The organism is Cellulosimicrobium sp. I38E (assembly GCF_001647255.1).
Lineage (GTDB): Bacteria > Actinomycetota > Actinomycetes > Actinomycetales > Cellulomonadaceae > Cellulosimicrobium > Cellulosimicrobium cellulans_E.
Genome location: NZ_LUAZ01000017.1, coordinates 237891 through 253597, shown reverse-complemented (window position 1 = coordinate 253597; position 15707 = coordinate 237891). Strand labels below are relative to the sequence as shown.

At 73.7% G+C, this 15707-nt stretch carries 14 protein-coding genes; 8 read left to right on the top strand and 6 right to left on the bottom strand.

Going from position 1 to position 15707, the window contains the following annotated elements:
* Positions 1-72: 72 nt before the first annotated feature.
* Entirely contained in the window at positions 73-930 is an 858-nt protein-coding gene (locus A0J59_RS06380) for an SDR family NAD(P)-dependent oxidoreductase (RefSeq protein WP_064315569.1), read from the bottom strand.
* 114 nt (positions 931-1044) lie between these two features.
* Between A0J59_RS06380 and A0J59_RS06375 the strand changes: the two genes are divergently transcribed.
* On the top strand, positions 1045-1650 hold the full coding sequence (locus A0J59_RS06375; protein ID WP_047230964.1) for a TetR/AcrR family transcriptional regulator: 606 nt from the start codon (positions 1045-1047) through the stop codon (positions 1648-1650).
* A 5-nt stretch (positions 1651-1655) separates the two neighbouring features.
* Complete coding sequence (locus A0J59_RS06370) at positions 1656-2303, top strand: hypothetical protein (protein WP_064315568.1); 648 nt, start codon at positions 1656-1658, stop codon at positions 2301-2303.
* A gap of 49 nt (positions 2304-2352) precedes the next feature.
* Here the strand turns inward: A0J59_RS06370 and A0J59_RS06365 are convergent, their stop codons facing one another.
* Positions 2353-2835 carry a glutathione peroxidase gene (locus tag A0J59_RS06365; protein ID WP_047230965.1) on the bottom strand — a complete coding sequence of 161 codons (483 nt, stop codon included), beginning with the start codon at positions 2833-2835 and terminating at the stop codon, positions 2353-2355.
* Between the two features lie 135 nt (positions 2836-2970).
* Here A0J59_RS06365 and A0J59_RS06360 point away from each other — a divergent pair, with 135 nt between their 5' ends.
* The 4 genes from A0J59_RS06360 (at position 2971) to A0J59_RS06345 (ending at position 5516) form a co-directional block, all read left to right on the top strand.
* Positions 2971-3537, top strand: coding sequence for a hypothetical protein (locus A0J59_RS06360; protein WP_053370426.1), 567 nt, complete (start codon positions 2971-2973; stop codon positions 3535-3537).
* Between the two features lie 140 nt (positions 3538-3677).
* Complete coding sequence (locus A0J59_RS06355) at positions 3678-4463, top strand: SDR family NAD(P)-dependent oxidoreductase (RefSeq protein WP_047230967.1); 786 nt, start codon at positions 3678-3680, stop codon at positions 4461-4463.
* A 75-nt stretch (positions 4464-4538) separates the two neighbouring features.
* Positions 4539-5234, top strand: coding sequence for a DNA alkylation repair protein (locus tag A0J59_RS06350; protein WP_052877338.1), 696 nt, complete (start codon positions 4539-4541; stop codon positions 5232-5234).
* Between the two features lie 102 nt (positions 5235-5336).
* Positions 5337-5516: a hypothetical protein gene (locus A0J59_RS06345; protein WP_053370429.1), complete on the top strand. Its 180-nt coding sequence runs from the start codon at positions 5337-5339 to the stop codon at positions 5514-5516.
* 18 nt (positions 5517-5534) lie between these two features.
* Here A0J59_RS06345 and A0J59_RS06340 read toward each other — a convergent pair whose 3' ends face one another.
* Complete coding sequence (locus A0J59_RS06340) at positions 5535-7262, bottom strand: PQQ-binding-like beta-propeller repeat protein (protein WP_064315567.1); 1728 nt, start codon at positions 7260-7262, stop codon at positions 5535-5537.
* A gap of 450 nt (positions 7263-7712) precedes the next feature.
* Here A0J59_RS06340 and A0J59_RS06335 point away from each other — a divergent pair, with 450 nt between their 5' ends.
* Positions 7713-8699 carry a sugar phosphate isomerase/epimerase gene (locus A0J59_RS06335; RefSeq protein WP_047230968.1) on the top strand — a complete coding sequence of 329 codons (987 nt, stop codon included), beginning with the start codon at positions 7713-7715 and terminating at the stop codon, positions 8697-8699.
* A gap of 61 nt (positions 8700-8760) precedes the next feature.
* Here A0J59_RS06335 and A0J59_RS06330 read toward each other — a convergent pair whose 3' ends face one another.
* The 3 genes from A0J59_RS06330 to A0J59_RS06320 all read right to left on the bottom strand — a co-directional run bounded on the left by A0J59_RS06330 (position 8761) and on the right by A0J59_RS06320 (position 12020).
* Positions 8761-9558 carry an alpha/beta hydrolase gene (locus A0J59_RS06330; RefSeq protein WP_064315566.1) on the bottom strand — a complete coding sequence of 266 codons (798 nt, stop codon included), beginning with the start codon at positions 9556-9558 and terminating at the stop codon, positions 8761-8763.
* Positions 9559-9614: 56 nt separating this feature from the next.
* Positions 9615-10955: a sugar MFS transporter gene (locus A0J59_RS06325; RefSeq protein ID WP_156532839.1), complete on the bottom strand. Its 1341-nt coding sequence runs from the start codon at positions 10953-10955 to the stop codon at positions 9615-9617.
* 120 nt (positions 10956-11075) lie between these two features.
* The gene (locus A0J59_RS06320; protein ID WP_064315565.1) at positions 11076-12020 is read right to left on the bottom strand and encodes a PhzF family phenazine biosynthesis protein; all 945 of its coding nucleotides are present in this window, start codon (positions 12018-12020) and stop codon (positions 11076-11078) included.
* A gap of 170 nt (positions 12021-12190) precedes the next feature.
* On the opposite strand from A0J59_RS06320, the gene A0J59_RS06315 reads away from it, so the two are divergent.
* The gene (locus A0J59_RS06315; protein ID WP_064315564.1) at positions 12191-15514 is read left to right on the top strand and encodes a family 16 glycoside hydrolase; all 3324 of its coding nucleotides are present in this window, start codon (positions 12191-12193) and stop codon (positions 15512-15514) included.
* Positions 15515-15707 lie beyond the last annotated feature (193 nt).

Below are 15707 nucleotides of genomic sequence, written 5' to 3'. Positions count from 1 at the left end.
GGGCGGACGGGGTCCGGGGGTGCGGGGCGGCGTCGGGCGCCGTGGTGCGGGCGCTCGCCGGGTGGTGGGCCGTCAGTGCGCGGCCTCGGGCTGGGCCACGGCCTGCTCGGCGGCGCGGCTGACGTGCTCCCACGCGGCCCAGGTCTCGAGGCGCTGCGCCGTGACGTGCTGTGCGACGTCGTAGACCATGCTGCCCAGGAGCAGGCGCAGCGGAGGGTCGTCGCTGTCGACGAGCGTGAGCATCGCCTCGGCGGCGAGCCGCGGGTCGCTGTCCACCGACCCGTCGGCCCACTGGCGCTCGAGCTCGGCGCGCAGGAGCGCGTACGGCTCGGCGGGGGTGGTCGAGGCCATGCTCGTGTACAGGTCGGTCCAGTAGCCGCCGGGCTGCACCACGGTGACCTTCACGCCGAACGACGCGGCCTCCGCCGCGAGGGCCTCGCTCATGCCCTCGAGCGCGAACTTGCTCGCGCTGTACAGCCCCGTGCTCGGGAAGCCGCCGAGCGCGGCGATGCTCGAGACCTGGAGCAGGTGCCCCGAGCCCTGCGCCCGCAGGGGCGGCAGCACCGCCTGGCTGACCCACAGTGCGCCGAAGAAGTTGACCTCGAGCTGGGCGCGGGCCTCGGTCTCGGTGAACTCCTCGACCATGCCCATGGACAGGGTGCCGGCGTTGTTCACGACGACGTCGAGGCGGCCGAACCGGTCGACTGCGGCCGCCACCGCGGCGTCGACCGCGCTCTTGTCGGTGACGTCCAGGGGCAGCGCGAGGACGCGGTCACGGTGCCGGGCGTCGAACGCGTTCGCGTTCGCCGTCCGCGCCGTGGCGACCACCTGGTCGCCACGCTCGAGCGCGGCGACGGCGAGCGCGCGCCCCAGGCCGCGGCTCGCGCCGGTGATGAACCAGGTGCGGGGAGAGGGAGAGGTGTGGCGCAAGGATGCTCCTCAGGTAAGACGAGACGTTGCGTCTCGTTGTGAGAGCGACCGTAGACCATGGTTGCCGGTATGACAAGACGGAACGTCTCGTCTCTTTGCGGCTACGCTGAAGGCATGTCGCATCCCGATCCCGCACGCCGCAAGGAGAGCTCCCGCCGTGCCGTCCTCACGGCCACGCTCGAGCTTCTCCAGGAGGTGCCGTACGCACGCCTGAGCATCGAGGGGATCGCCGCGCGCGCCGGCGTCGGCAAGCAGACGATCTACCGCTGGTGGCCCTCGAAGGCCGCCGTCCTCTTCGACGCGTTCCTCCTCCTCAGCGAGTCGGGGGAGGGCGAGACGCCGCAGCTCCCCGACACCGGAGACCTCCGGGCCGACCTCACCCTCGTGCTCCGGGCGACCGTCGCCGAGCTGAACGACCCACGCCTCGCCGAGCCGATGCGTGCGCTGGCCACCGAGGTCGCGCACGACGAGGCGCTGGCCGCGGCGTACCACGAGCGCCTCGACGCGCCGCTCCGCGAGGCCAAGCGGGCGAGGCTGCGCAGCGCGCAGGAGGCCGGGGAGCTCGCGGACGACCTGGACCTCGACGTCGCGGCCGACATCATCTGGGGTCCCGTGCTGAACCGGTGGCTCCGGCGCAGCGGCCCCCTGACCGACGAGTACGTCGACGCGCTCGTGGACACCGCGCTCCGCGGGATGCTGCGGCGCGCCGAGGAGTCCTGACGGCCGTGCGCGTCGAACCGGTGACCGAGGGCGTCCTCGTGGACCGGGTCGTGGACCTCGTCCTCGGGTTCCGGCGCCGCGACCGGGCGACGGGGCCCGACGGCGCGGTGCGGCTCCTCGTCGACGGTCACCCGTCCGCACGGCCCGAGGCGCTCGCGGACCTGCTGGTCGCGCCCCTGCGGGCTGCCGGCCGACCCGTCGCGCGGGTGCGCGTGCAGGACTTCTGGCGCCCCGCGTCGCTGCGGCTCGAGCACGGCCGGGAGGACCCGGACGCGCTGCTCGACGCGTGGATCGACGTGGCGGGCCTCAACCGCGAGGTGCTCGACGCCGTCGGCCCGGGCGGGTCCGGGCGCTACCTGCCGAGCCTGCGCGACCCCGCGACGAGCCGGTCGACGCGCGCGGGTTACGTCGCCGCGGAGCCGGGGCTCGTCGTCGTGCTCGACGGCGCGCTGGCCCTCGGCCGCGGGCTCGCCGTCGACCTCTCCGTCCACCTGGCGCTGCGCGCGCCGACGCTCGCGCGCCGCACCGCGGCGGAGGACGCCTGGACGCTCGACGCGTACGCGCGCTACGAGCGGGAGGTGCGCCCCGCGGACGTGGCCGACGTCGTCGCGCGGGTCGACGACGCGCGGCACCCCGCGCTCGTCGTGCGCTGACACCCCGCGCGAGGACCGCGCTCACGACCGTCCGCAGGGTGGCGCGCGCTCAGCGCGGCAGGTGCGCCTCGACGAGGTCGACGATCGCCGGGTCGTCGGGAAGGGTGCGGGGGCGGAAGCGGTGCACCTCGCCGCCGGGCACGACGACGAACTTCTCGAAGTTCCACGTGACCCGGCCGGCCTTGCCCTCGGCGTCCTCGGCCTTCTTCAGCTCCCGGTAGAGCGGGTGGGCGTGGCGCCCGTTGACGCGGACGCGGTCGACCACGGGGAACGTCACGCCGTACGTCAGCGAGCAGAACTCCTGGATCGCCTCGTTGGTGCCGAGCTCCTGGAGGAACTGGTTGCTCGGGAACCCGATGACGGTGAAGCCACGGTCGCGGTACTTCTCCTGCATCGCCTCGAGCGTCGCGTACTGCGGCGCGAGGCCGCACCGCGACGCGACGTTCACGACGAGTACGACGTCGTCCGCGTGCTCGCGCAGGGTGTGCGTCGTCCCGTCCATGGCGTCGAACGGGATGTCGTACAGGCTCATGCGGGACTCTCCTGACGGTCGGACGGGGATGGTTCGCCTCCCATCCTGCACCCGACGACGCCCGAGATGTGAAGATCTCGGGTCGAGGCCGCGCCCGCGGTCGCCGGCCACCACCCGGCCCGTCAGACTCGCGACATGGCCACGCCCGACCTGGACGACTCCCGCACGGACGGCACGTCGCGCCTCGGGAGCGCCGTCGTCGGCGTGGTCGTGGGACTCGTGATCTTCGCGTGCGTGGGCGTCGTGGGGTACTTCCTGTTCGTCGGGGTCGCCATGGAGCGGTGGGCCGAGTCGTACGACGCGTCCGAGCCCGAGGTCACCGCGACGGCCGAGGACACGACCGCCGTCGGGCAGGAGACCGGGCTCGACGCGTCCAACGAGGCGTACCGGCAGCGGACGGGCACGCCCGAGACCGACGCCGAGGCGGCGCTCGCGGTGCCCGCCGTCCAGGCCGCGCTCGACCCGGTCGCCGACGGGTCGGCCGTCGACGGCGACGAGGTCTCGGCCGCGCTCGTCGCGGCGGGGTTCGAGAACGTGCAGGTCGTGGACAGGAACGCCTTCGGCGACGTCGTCCCGGTCGTCGGTGTGGGGGTCGCGGTCCCCGGCGGCTGCGTGTACGGGGCGGTCGCGCCCGACGCCGTGACGCTCGACGCGGGCGGCCCGATCGCCGACGGCGGGTGCCTGGAGATGCCGTCGCACTGACCTCGTCGCGGGGCCGCCGTGAGATCGACCCGTGCGTCCGAGATCGACCTTCGGTGGGTCGATCTCGCGACCTGCGGGTCGACCTGGGTACGGTCAGCGGGGCGGGCGACGGCGCCCGCGCAGGTGACGGAGGGTGAGACATGCGGATCGAGGGCACGGTCGCCCTGGTGACGGGAGGGGCCTCGGGCCTCGGGCGCGCGACGGCGGAGGGTCTGGTCGCGGCGGGGGCGCGGGTGGTCCTCGCGGACCTCGCGTCGTCCGACGGCGTCGCGGTCGCCGACGCGCTCGGTGACGCGGCGCGGTTCGTCCCCACGGACGTGACGAGCGAGGACGACGTCGCGCGGGCGCTCGACGCCGCGGACGCCCTCGGCGGGGCGCGCGTCGTCGTGAGCTGCGCCGGGATCGTGCTCGCGCAGCGCGTGCTCGGCAGGTCCGGGGTGCACGCGCTCGACGCGTTCCGGCGGGTCGTGGACGTCAACCTCGTGGGGACGTTCAACGTCGTCCGGCTCGCGGCCGAGCGCATGCTCGCGCTCGACCCGCTGGGGCCCGACGGTGAGGGCTCGGCGGGGGAGGAGCGTGGCGTCGTCGTGCAGACCGCGTCGGTCGCGGCGTTCGACGGCCAGGTCGGCCAGGCCGCCTACGCGGCCTCCAAGGCGGGCGTCGCGGGCCTCACGCTGCCGCTCGCGCGCGACCTCGCGCAGCACCGGATCCGGGTCATGACGATCGCGCCGGGCATCTTCCGCACACCGATGATGGCGTCGCTGCCCGAGGCGGCGCAGGAGTCGCTCGGCGCGCAGGTGCCGCACCCGAGCCGGCTCGGCCGCCCGGAGGAGTACGCGCACCTGGTGCGCGCGATCGTCGAGAACCCGATGCTCAACGGCGAGGTGATCCGCCTCGACGGCGCGATCCGCATGGCGCCGCGCTGAGCGCACGGACCACGGGCGCGCCGCGCCGCGGACCGCAGGACCGCGGGCGACCGCCCGCACGAGAGGAGGAGGACGATGCCGCCGTACACGACGGCGACCGACTTCCGCGCCGACCTGCTCGCGCGCGCGACCGCGGCCCAGCGCCGCGCGTACGCCCGCTACTTCCCCGGCGACGACACGCTCGCCGGGGTCAGGATGGGCGACGTGTTCACGCTCGCGAAGAGCGCGCTGGACCTGCCGGTGGACCAGATCGAGCTGCTGCTCGAGGACCGGGTCCACGAGGTCCGCGCGGGCGGCTGCTCGATCATGGGCAAGTCGGCGACGGCCCGGCGCGTAGCCGTCGAGCGGCACGCGGAGCTGGTCGAGCTCTTCCTGCGTCGTCACGACCGGATCGACACGTGGGACCTGGTGGACCTCACCGCGTACCAGGTGCTCGGTTCATGGCTCCTCGACCGGCCGCGCGACGTCCTCGACAGCCTCGCCCAGGCGCCGGACTGGCCGCGTCGGCGCACCGCGATCGTCGCGACGGCCGCCTTCCTGCGCCGCGGCCAGGTCGACGACACGTTCCGGCTCTCCGGGGTCCTCGTCGACGACCCCGAGCCGTACGTGCAGAAGGGCGTCGGCTGGATGCTGCGCCACGCGGGTGACGTCGAGCCCGAGCGGCTGCGCGCGTTCCTCGAGGACCATGCCGCGACCATGCCGCGCGACGTGCTGCGCGCCGCGGTGGAGAAGCTGCCGCCCGCGGAGCGCAAGGAGTGGCTCGCGCGCTGACCGGGCGCCGAGGAGCGAGGTGCGGCGCCATGACGGCAGGACCCGAGGACCCGTACGGCCGTTGCCGCGCTGCTGCGCGCGTGGGGCGACGCGCTCGTCGCGGTGAGCGTGCACGACGACGTCGCGGTGACCCTCGCACGCGGCGTCTCGGCGGGCACGTGGCAGGGGACGCCGTTCCACGACGAGGAGCGGTCGGTCGACACGTTCGTCCGTCGCGGCGACGCGTGGCGCTGCGTCCACACCGTGATCGTCCCCGCCGCCCGGGCGCATGCCGGGGGCTGAGGGCCCGCGGTGGGCGGCTCAGCCCAGGCGCGCCACGGTGGAGTCGTCGACACGCAGGAGTCGACCCTGGACCGCGAGGTACGTGACCGCGCTCGTCGCGTCGCCGCGCCACGCGACCCGGCCGTCGTGGAGGTCGAGGGCCACGACGCGAGACGCGCTGCCGCTCCAGCTCGCGACCACCACGAAGGCGCGGTCGCCGTCGGTCAGGATCCGGCTGAACCACACGTCGGGGGCGAGGTCGTCGCTGCTCCCGCCTCGGCCCTCGTCGATCGCGCGCACCTCGTTCGGTGTCAGCGACCAGAGCTCATGGCCGGTCTCGACGTCGATCCCGACGAGCGCGCTGTCCGTGTCCCGCAGCGCGACGACGGTCCCGCCGGCCACCGCGTACACGAGGAGCGGGGCGCTGGCGGCGCTGGAGGTCCAGCGGGGCGTGCCTGCCGCGTCGTAGGCCTCGAGGTCGGCAGGGCGCCGTACCAGGACGAGCTCGTCGGCGGACCCGTCGGTCGCGTACGGGACGAGGATCCGTCCCGGTGCCTCCCAGAGCACCGTGCCGTCGGGATCGAGGAGCGCCGGTGTCACCGTCACAGGCTGGTCGCCCGCCGTCCAGCCGCCGTTCCACGAACCGTCCGGGTCGCGGGCGATCGAACCGTCGGGGAGCGCGACGAGGCCGTCGGTGGAGGACCTCGGGTCGTCGAGACGTGCCCCGTCGTGCGAGAACCACGCCTCGACCCCGCAGCCGTGGGCGACGAGGAGCTCGCCCTGGACCAGGTCGAGCCGTCCGCCGTCGAGGTCGGCGAAGGTCGTGCCGTCCTCGGTGCCGTACTGCTGGCAGCCGCCGGCGGCCTCCGAGCCGACGAAGGGCAGCTCGTGCTCCCAGAGGATGTCCCCGGTCGCGGCGTCCTCCAGCGTCACGACCACATTGAGCCCTCCCGAGAGGTCCGTCGGCCGACCCGAGGCGGGATCGACGTCGACGAGGCGACCGCCCGGGTCGCCGCCGACGCGCCGGAACCGCGCGACGGTGCCGTCCGGGCCGACGGACGACCAGCCGCGCGCGGCGTCGAGAGTGCGCGTCGCGACGACCGCCCCGGACGCGTCCAGGACGGTGACCACCGCGGGCTCCCCCGCCACGAGCGTCGGGGGACCGGTGAGCGGGAGGCCCGTCGGCGACGCCGTCGTGAGCGTCGGGCCGTCGGAGGTCAGGCACACGAGCGTGTCGCCGGGCACGGTCGTTCCGCGCTCGGTCCCCACGAGAGGATCCCCGCACGCCGAGCCCGCCGGGACGTCGACGGACCACCGTGGGCTCCCCGTGTCGAGGTCGTACGCCGTCGCCTCGTCGTCCCTGACGACGACGAGCAGACCGGGCAGGGTCGCGATCCCGCCCCAGGTCGGCCCGGGAACCCTCCAGAGCTCGGACGGGGCGGTCGCGACGGGAAGAACCCCTCCGGGCGAGCGGCGCAGGGCCTCGATCGAGGGGCGCGCCGCCATCGTGTCGACGACGACCATGCCGACGACCACAGCCGCTGCCACGCCGACCGTCGCGAGCGCGGTGCGCGCCCGACGCCGTCGAGCCGGGGCCGTCCGGTCGGTCTCGTCCGTGGTCGCGCCGTCCGCGGTCGAGGGGGAGGCTGGGTGACCGGCGGGAACGGGGCCGCTCTCGGCGCCGAGGTCAGGGTCGAGATCGGGCGCGTCGTCCTCGAGCGCGAACGTCAGGCGGTCGCGGGGGCGGACGCGTCGTGGTCGGGGCACGCAGGGATCGTAGGCCTGCCGGGCCGCCAGGTGACCCGAGTGCCGGGGGGCACGGCGACCGCCGTTCCCCCTCCGGCAGGCGGCTCCGGCCGACCCACGCGCCGCCGCCCCTCTGCGCACCGCCCGTCCATCGGCGAACCGTCACCTTTTGATTGACACCCGACAGAAGTCTCGTAGGATGACGACCGGGTGGTAGGTGAATGGCCGCCTGGCACGGTTGGACGCGCTCCTCCGGCACGCCGACGTGCGGAGGACTCGCTCGAGGACGAGACGAGGAGGACCACACGCAGGGTGCTGTTCGGCCCTGACCAGGACGGACGACCAAGCGGACCGCCCGAGGACCTGTCGTCGGTGACGACGAGCGCCGCGTGCCGCTGACTCGCTGCCGACCTGTACCACCGCGGTGCGGCTCGCCCGAGCCGCACCGTCACATCCCTCGAAGGAGAGACGATGAGCAAGTCTCAGATGACGCGCCGCAGCCTGATCAAGGCGCTCGCGACGTCGACCGTGGCCGTCGGCCTCGGTGCCGCCGTCGCCCCCGTGGCCAACGCCGCCCCCGCTCCGACCGCGGCCGGGCCGCTCGCGGCCGCAGGCAACGGTCGCCTGGTCCCCCCGGGCAAGATCGGCATCCAGCTCTACTCGATCCGTGACAAGGTCTCGAGCCTCGGGTTCCGCGCGGTGTTCGAGCAGCTCGCGGACATCGGCTACTCCGAGATCGAGTTCGCCGGCTACACCCAGGGCCAGGTCGGCGCGATCACCCCGGAGGAGATCCGCCAGCTCCTCGACGACAACGGGCTGCGCGCCGTCGGCTCCCACGTCAGCCTCAACGCGCTGCGCAACGACCTCCCGCGCCAGCTCGAGATCGCCAACATCCTCGGCATGCCGCACGTCGGCACCGCGAACGCCCCGACGAACGTCAACACGGTCGACGGGTACCGTGCCGCCGCGGACGAGTTCAACGCCTGGGGCGCCCAGGCGAGCGCGGCAGGGCTCAAGCTCTACCAGCACAACCACGCGGGCGAGTTCGCGTTCGCGACGGACCAGCCGGAGGTGCGTCTGTACGACGTCTTCTTCGACAACACCGACCCCCGCCACGTGTTCCTCGAGATGGACGTCTACTGGGCCTTCGTGGGTCAGTACCGCTTCCCCGGCTTCGAGCCCATCGACTACGTGCGCAACAACCCGCACCGCTACCCGCTCCTGCACCTCAAGGACGGCGCACGCAACGAGGCGAACCCGAACGGGTTCGACATCATCGAGTTCGACGCGGGCGACCTGCCCTACCGCGAGTTCCTCCGTGCGACGAAGGCACGCGGCACGCGCTGGGGCATCTGGGAGCAGGACAACGCCCCCACGACCGCCGTCCCGCCGAACCCGGTCGACTCGTTCGGCAACGCCCGGCGCAGCTACACGTCGATCCTCGGCCTGCGCGGCTGAGTCACCCGGCACCGAGAGCCCCGTCCGCGCACCCGCGGGCGGGGCTCTCGCGCGTGCGCGGTCAGACGTCGCGCACGAACGCCCGGAGGTCGGCGAGCACCGCGGGCCCGTCGTCGCCGCCGAGGAACCCGTGGCTCGCTCCGGGCACCTCGACGAGCTCGCACCGGACGCCGTCGCGCGCGCACGACGCCGCGAGCGTCCGGGCCTCGGGGAGCAGGGCGTCCTGGTCACCGACCGCGAGGAACGTCGGCGGGAGCGCCGACGCGTCGACGTCGAACCGCGGCGCGTCCGCGAGGTGCCCCACCCGCGCCCACGCGCGGAACGACGCGGCGGACAGCGCGGCGTCGGGCCCACCCGGCCGATCCCGGTCGAACGACCCGAGCGTGAGGTCGAGGTTGGGGTTCGTCAGCGCCAGCCACGCCGGCGCGAGCGGCGTCCCGTGCGCCCGGCGGGCGGCCGCGACGGCGACCGTCCCGCCCGCGGAGTCGCCGAACAGGGCCACCCGCTCGACCCCTTCCGCGGCGAGGAGCGCGAGCGCGACGAGCGCGTCGCCCGCAGCCTCGGCGAGCGTGCCCTCGGGCGCGAGCCGGTAGTCGACGGAGACGACGACGGACGCGAGCGCGGTCGCGATGCGCCGGCACGAGGCGTCCTGGAGCTCCAGGTCCCCGAACAGCCCGTACCCGCCGTGCAGGAACACGACCGCGGCGCCGGCGTCGTGCGCCTCCGGCACGTACCGGCGCATCGCGACGCCGTCCGGGGCATCGTCCCGGACCGTCCCCGCGAACGGCTGCCGCGGCCGGGCCAGGGCACGCTCGCGCGCTTCACGCCGCAGCGTCGCGGCCTTCTCGGCGACCTCCACGGGTCGATTCTCGGTCATGCGACCGGGCGCCGCGGCCGAGGTGGACGGTCGTGGTCCTACCTCGCGGGCTCGGCGTCCTCCGCGAGGGTCGTCGTGACGGGGTGGGGCGCCGGTCGGGGGAGCGGGCGCACCTGCCCGGCCACGGCGAGCGACAGGACGGTCGCGGCGCAGATGACCAGGAGCATGTGGCGGGCCCCGACCTGGTCGACGAGCAGGCCGAGCAGCGGCGGCGCGGTGAGCATCGCGACGGTCGAGAACGACGTCGCGACGGCGACGCGCGGCGCGGCGTGGGCGGGGTCGTCGGACGCCGCGGCGATGGCGACGGGGTTGGCGAGCGCCGCTCCGCAGCCCCACAGGACGATCCCGACCCACGCGAGCGGCAGGCTCGACGCGAGGCCGAAGACGAGCAGGCCGACGAGCGCCGAGACGCCCGACGCGCGCAGCACCGACACGCGCCCGAACCGGTCGATGAGGCCCGTCCCGGCGAACCGGAACACCGTCATCGCGCCGACGAACGTGCCGTACGCGACGGCGCCGAGCGCCTCGCGCACCTCGAACCCGTCGACAACCGCGATGGAGAGCCAGTTACCCGCCGACCCCTCGGACAGCGACGACGCGAGCAGCACGAGCCCGATCAGCAGCGTGCGCGGCTCGCGCCACGCGGCGAGCGCGGCGCGGACCCCGGCCCCGCGGCGCGGCGAGGTCGCGGCTGCGGGCGCGGCGCCGTCGTCGTCCGGGTCGGTGGCGCCCGACGGCGCAGGCGCGCCGGGAGCGACCCGGTCGGGCGCGAGCGCGGTCGCGGGGGCGATGAGCACGGCGCGCGCCACGGTGACGGCGAGCGTCACGACGAGGATCTGCGCCGTGATGCCGACGTGCGCCCACGAGAACGCGGCCGCGACGAGCGCGCCGCACGCGGCGCCGATCGAGAACGCGGCGTGGAAGTGGGGCAGGATCGCCCGCCCCACGTGCTGCTCGACGGACGCCGCGCAGATGTTGATCGGCACGTTGGTCAGGGCGCCGCACACGCCGTTGAGGAACGCCCCGGCCGCGAAGAGGACGACCCCGCCCGTCCCGGTGCCGAGCGCGACGAGCCCGAACCCGACGACGTTCCCCACGGTCGCGACGACGAGCGTCGTGCGGCTGCCGAACCGTGCCACGACCGCGCCCGCGGACACCACGGACACGAGCGACCCCAGGCCGCCGACGACGAGCAGCAGGCCGAGCTGGCTGGCGCTGATCCCGAGCGCCTCCCGCACCGAGGGCAGGCGGCTCATCCAGGACGCGCCGATGACCCCGAACAGCCCGAACTGCACCATGAGCGCCCAGCGGGCGCGCGCGACGACCGCGCGGTCCGTCAGGGCGCGGTCGGACCCGGAAACAGGTGGGGTTCTTGACACTTGCCCCAGTCTACGGAGCCCGGGGCCCGCCGAGCCCGTGGATATCGCCGGGACCGGGCGCCGGACCCGGCGATGTCCCCGGGTTCGGTGGCGAGGCCTCGGCCCGTCACCGGCGCCGGGTCAGAGGCGGACGGTCCCCGCGACGCACGTGACGCTCGCGCCGCCGACCCAGACCGTCCCCGACCCGTCGCGCTCCACGTGCACGCGGCCCGCCCGTCCGAGCGCCGCGCCCTGGGCCGCGACGTAGCGATCCGGGAGGCGGCCATCGCGCACGAGCCACTGCCCGACGACGGCGTTGAGGCTCCCGGTGACCGGGTCCTCCGGGATACCCATGGCGAGCGCGAACCCCCGGACCTCGACCGCCGCGCCGTCGGGACCGCCGTCGTCCCCATACAGCCCGGCGACCCCGACGGAGAGGTCAGGGTGCTCGACGCGCAGCCTCGACCAGTCCGGCGCGAGCCCGGCGACGCGGTCGGCGGAGTCGAGCAGCACGACGCGCCAGCCCGGCCCGTTGTCGAGGACGCGGTGGTCGTGCACGGCGTCGTCCGGGACGCCCAGCGCGGCGACGATCGCGGCGAGGTCGTCGGCCGGCACCGGCTCGTCGGCGAGCAGGTCGGGCGCAGCGAACGCGAGCCTCCCGGTGCCCTCGGGCTCGTCGTCCGGCCCGACGGCGGCGCGCACCTCGCGCCGGATCGTCACCAGCCCGACGCCGCACTCCTGCACGACGGCGTCGCCCGCCCGGGGCGCGCCGCCCGCCTCGAGCCACGCGTGGCACGAGCCGAGCGTCGGGTGCCCGGCGAAGGGCAGCTCGCCGCCGGGGGTGAAGATCCGCAGGCGGTAGTCGGCGCCGCCGGCGGCCCCGTCGGGGCTGGGCGGCAGGAGGAATGTCGTCTCCGAGAGGTTCGTCCAGCGGGCAAAGGCGGCCATCTGCTCGTCCGTGAGCCCGTCGCCGTCGAGCACGACCGCGACGGGGTTGCCGAGGGTCGGGACCTCGGTGAACACGTCGACCTGCGCGAACGGCCGGGACGCGGTGCTGTCGGCGATGTCGCCGTGGCGTGCGCTCATGCCTCTGAGCGTACGTCCGGGCAGGCCAGAGCACTTTTGTCGATCACGAGTCGGAAGTTGTAGACACATCGATAGAACGAGGGCTAGCCTGTCCAGCGTTGTCATCGACGGAGCCAGGCAGGGGTTACGCTCCGTGGACTCGAAGTCCGACCGAGTATTAGGGAGCAACGATGCTCGAACGCACCAGCCTGCCGGTGTCCCGCCGGATCAGGTACCGACGCGGCGCGGCCGCCCTCACCCTCGGCGCCGTGGTCGTCGCGGGCTGGGCCGTCCCCGCCGCGGCCGACCTTCCCGAGCAGGAGCCCGGCGTCACGCTGCGCACCTTCCAGCTCGCGCAGAACCCCGGGGCCGTCTGCACCCTCAAGTCCGGCCAGACACCCAACGTCGACAAGCTCATGCCGACCATCGACTGGTCGACGGCCGAGCAGTTCGGCGCGGAGGACAACTTCATCTCGCAGGTCAGCGCGAACCTGCACGTCCCCGCCGACGGTCAGTACCAGTTCCGGGTGACCAACGACGACGGGGCGCTCGTCTACATCGACGGCCAGCTCGTCGTCGAGAACGACGGCCCGAACGACTCGACCTCCGTCGAGGGCAGCGCGACCCTCACGGCGGGCGTGCACGACCTCCGGGTCGACTACTACGAGGGCGGCGACAAGCAGCGCCTCACGCTCGCGTGGAAGACGCCGGGCAGCTCCTCCTTCCAGGTGATCCCGACCTCGGCGCTCAGCACCGAGGCCGGCGTCGTGCGCGTGACCGCGCCCGGGTACAAGTACTGCGAGGGCGCCACCGACACGGCCGGCGACGGTCTGCGCCTCGACACGGTCAACCCCAACTACGACCTCGTCGACCTGCGCCCCGCGGGCTTCGAGCCGAAGGTCTCGGGTCTGGCGTTCACGCCGGACGAGAAGCTCGCCGTCGTGACGACGGGCGAGGTCAGCTCCGGCGGCTGGCGTCCGGACCCGGTGTCCGGCGAGGTGTACTTCCTCGACGGCGTCACCACGGCCGACGGCCCCGAGGACGTCACGGCGACCAAGGTCGCGGACGAGCTGCTGAACCCGATGGGCATCGAGGTCGTCGAGGACTCGATCTTCGTCTCGGAGCGCTACCAGCTCACGCAGCTCACCGACCCCGACGGCGACGGCTTCTACGACCAGCACACGAAGATCGCGGAGTGGCCCGACGGCGGCAACTTCCACGAGTTCGCGTTCGGCCTGATCCACGACGAGGACTACTTCTACGTCAACCTGTCCGTCGCCATCAACAACGGCGGCGCGACGACCAACCCGCAGCCGGCGGCCAACCGCGGCACGTCGATCAAGATCGACCGTGAGACCGGCGAGGTCACCTACGTCGCGGGCGGCCTCCGCACGCCCAACGGCATCGGCTTCGGCCCCGAGGGCGAGATCTTCGCGACGGACAACCAGGGCGCCTGGCTCCCGTCGAACAAGCTCATCCACGTGCAGCAGGACAAGTTCTACAACCACTACACGAACCCGGCCGGGCCGTTCGACTCGAACCCCGTCGCCCCGCCGGCCGTGTGGCTCCCGCAGAACGAGATCGCCAACTCCCCGGGCAACCCGATCCTCGTCGAGGACGGCGAGTTCGCCGGCCAGATGCTGCTCGGCGACGTCACGTACGGCGGCATCCAGCGCGCGTTCCTCGAGAAGGTCGACGGCGAGTTCCAGGGTGCGGTCTTCCGCCACACCGCGGGCCTCGAGGTCGGCGTGAACCGTGTCATCTACGGCCCCGACGGCGCGCTGTACGCCGGCGGTACCGGTGAGGGTGGCAACTGGGGCGAGTCGGGCAAGCTCCGGTTCGGCCTCCAGAAGCTCGTGCCCGTGAACGAGGACTCCTTCGACATGAAGGAGATGCGCGTGGTCGAGGGCGGCTTCGAGATCGAGTACACCGACCCGGTGTCCGACGAGGTCGTCGAGAAGCTCGCCGACGCCTACCAGGTCAAGCAGTGGCGCTACGTGCCGACGCAGCAGTACGGCGGCCCGAAGGTCGACGAGGAGCCCCTCTTCGTCACCGACGCCACGGTGTCCGAGGACCGCACGACCGTCACGCTGAAGATCGACGGCCTCAAGCCCGGCCACGTCGTCTACATCCGCTCGCCGCGCCCGTTCGCGTCCGCGGAGGGCACCGAGCTCCTCAGCACCGAGGCCTGGTACACGCTCAACTCGCTCCCCGGCTACGTCGCCCCGGCCGACCGCGGCTGGTACGAGGCGGAGCTCGCGCAGCCCCTCGGCAGCTCGAGCATCGGCTCGGACCACAGCAACTACTCGGGCTCCGGCTTCGCCGCGGGCATGACGAGCGTCGGCGCCGGCCGCACGTTCTCCGTGACCGTCCCCGAGGCGGGCACCTACCCGGTCAACGTGCGCTACGCCAACGGCATCCACCCGTACACGACGCTGCGCGCGAAGAACGTCTCGCTGCACGTGAACGGCCAGGACCTCGGTCAGTGGAACTTCCCCACGACGGGGAGCTGGAAGGACTGGGGCGTGCTGACGCGCAACCTCGAGCTCCAGGCCGGAGTCAACACCATCACGCTCGCGTACGAGACCGGCGACGAGGGCAACATCAACATCGACGTGCTCTCGATCGGCGAGAACCCGGACATCTGCTCGCCGGGTGAGGTCGAGGACGGCTACACCGCGATCTACGACGGCACCCTCGCGAGCCTCCAGGAGGGCTGGCGCATGGCCGGTCCGGGTGGCTTCGGCCGCCAGGAGGACTGCTCGATCCGCGGTGCGGGTGGCATGGGCCTGCTCTGGTACGACCAGGAGCTCGGCGAGAACTACAGCCTGAAGCTCGACTGGAAGCTCACGAAGGACGACAACGGCGGCGTGTTCGTCGGGTTCCCGAACCCGGGCGACGACCCGTGGGTGGCCGTCAACAAGGGCTACGAGATCCAGATCGACGCGACGGACGCCGACGACCGCACCACCGGCGCGGTCTACACGTTCCAGGGCGCCGACGAGGCGGCCCGTGACGCCGCCCTCAAGCCGGTCGGGCAGTGGAACGCGTACGACATCCGGGTCGAGGGAGACCGCATCCGCATCTACCTCAACGACGTGCTCGTCAACGACTTCACGAGCACCGACCCGGCCCGGCTCGTGAACAGCTTCGTCGGCATCCAGAACCACGGCAGCGGCGAGATGGTCAACTACCGGAACATCCGGTTCAAGGCGCTGACCGACGAGCCGGTCGAGGAGCTCGCGATCTCGACGACGGTCCAGACCCGCTGCATGGCGGGCAAGGTCTACGTCGCGGTCCGTGCCACGAACGACGACACGGTGCCGGCCGACATCACGCTGACGACGCCGTTCGGGACGAAGACGGTGACCGGCGTCCAGCCGGGGGCCTCCGCGTACCAGTCGTTCGCGACGCGCTCGACCTCGGTCGAGGCGGGCACCGCCCAGGTGTCCGCGACGGGCGGCGACCTGACGTTCCAGGCGGACGTCGCCTACGAGGCCGCGTCCTGCGGCTGAGCTGAGACCCCGGGGCGGGCGGCGTGAGTCGCCCGCCCCGGGACGGACCGGGCGGGGGCGGCAGCACGAGCCGTCCCCGCCCGTCCCGTCTCATCCCTTCTCCACCTCGGTTCCCCGAGGCGCCCCCCGCACGGGCGGAGCGTGGTCCGACGGCGCTCCCACCCTCGCGTAGGGTGCTCACCTCACGTCCTCG

Excerpts from the sequence above, each read along its gene's own strand:
- A0J59_RS06375 (WP_047230964.1), top strand. The coding sequence starts at position 1,045 with ATGTCGCATCCCGATCCCGCACGCCGCAAGGAGAGCTCCCGCCGTGCC.
- A0J59_RS06365 (WP_047230965.1), bottom strand. The coding sequence starts at position 2,835 with ATGAGCCTGTACGACATCCCGTTCGACGCCATGGACGGGACGACGCAC.
- A0J59_RS06360 (WP_053370426.1), top strand. The coding sequence starts at position 2,971 with ATGGCCACGCCCGACCTGGACGACTCCCGCACGGACGGCACGTCGCGC.
- A0J59_RS06355 (WP_047230967.1), top strand. The coding sequence starts at position 3,678 with ATGCGGATCGAGGGCACGGTCGCCCTGGTGACGGGAGGGGCCTCGGGC.
- A0J59_RS06350 (WP_052877338.1), top strand. The coding sequence starts at position 4,539 with ATGCCGCCGTACACGACGGCGACCGACTTCCGCGCCGACCTGCTCGCG.
- A0J59_RS06335 (WP_047230968.1), top strand. The coding sequence starts at position 7,713 with ATGAGCAAGTCTCAGATGACGCGCCGCAGCCTGATCAAGGCGCTCGCG.
- A0J59_RS06320 (WP_064315565.1), bottom strand. The coding sequence starts at position 12,020 with ATGAGCGCACGCCACGGCGACATCGCCGACAGCACCGCGTCCCGGCCG.
- A0J59_RS06315 (WP_064315564.1), top strand. The coding sequence starts at position 12,191 with ATGCTCGAACGCACCAGCCTGCCGGTGTCCCGCCGGATCAGGTACCGA.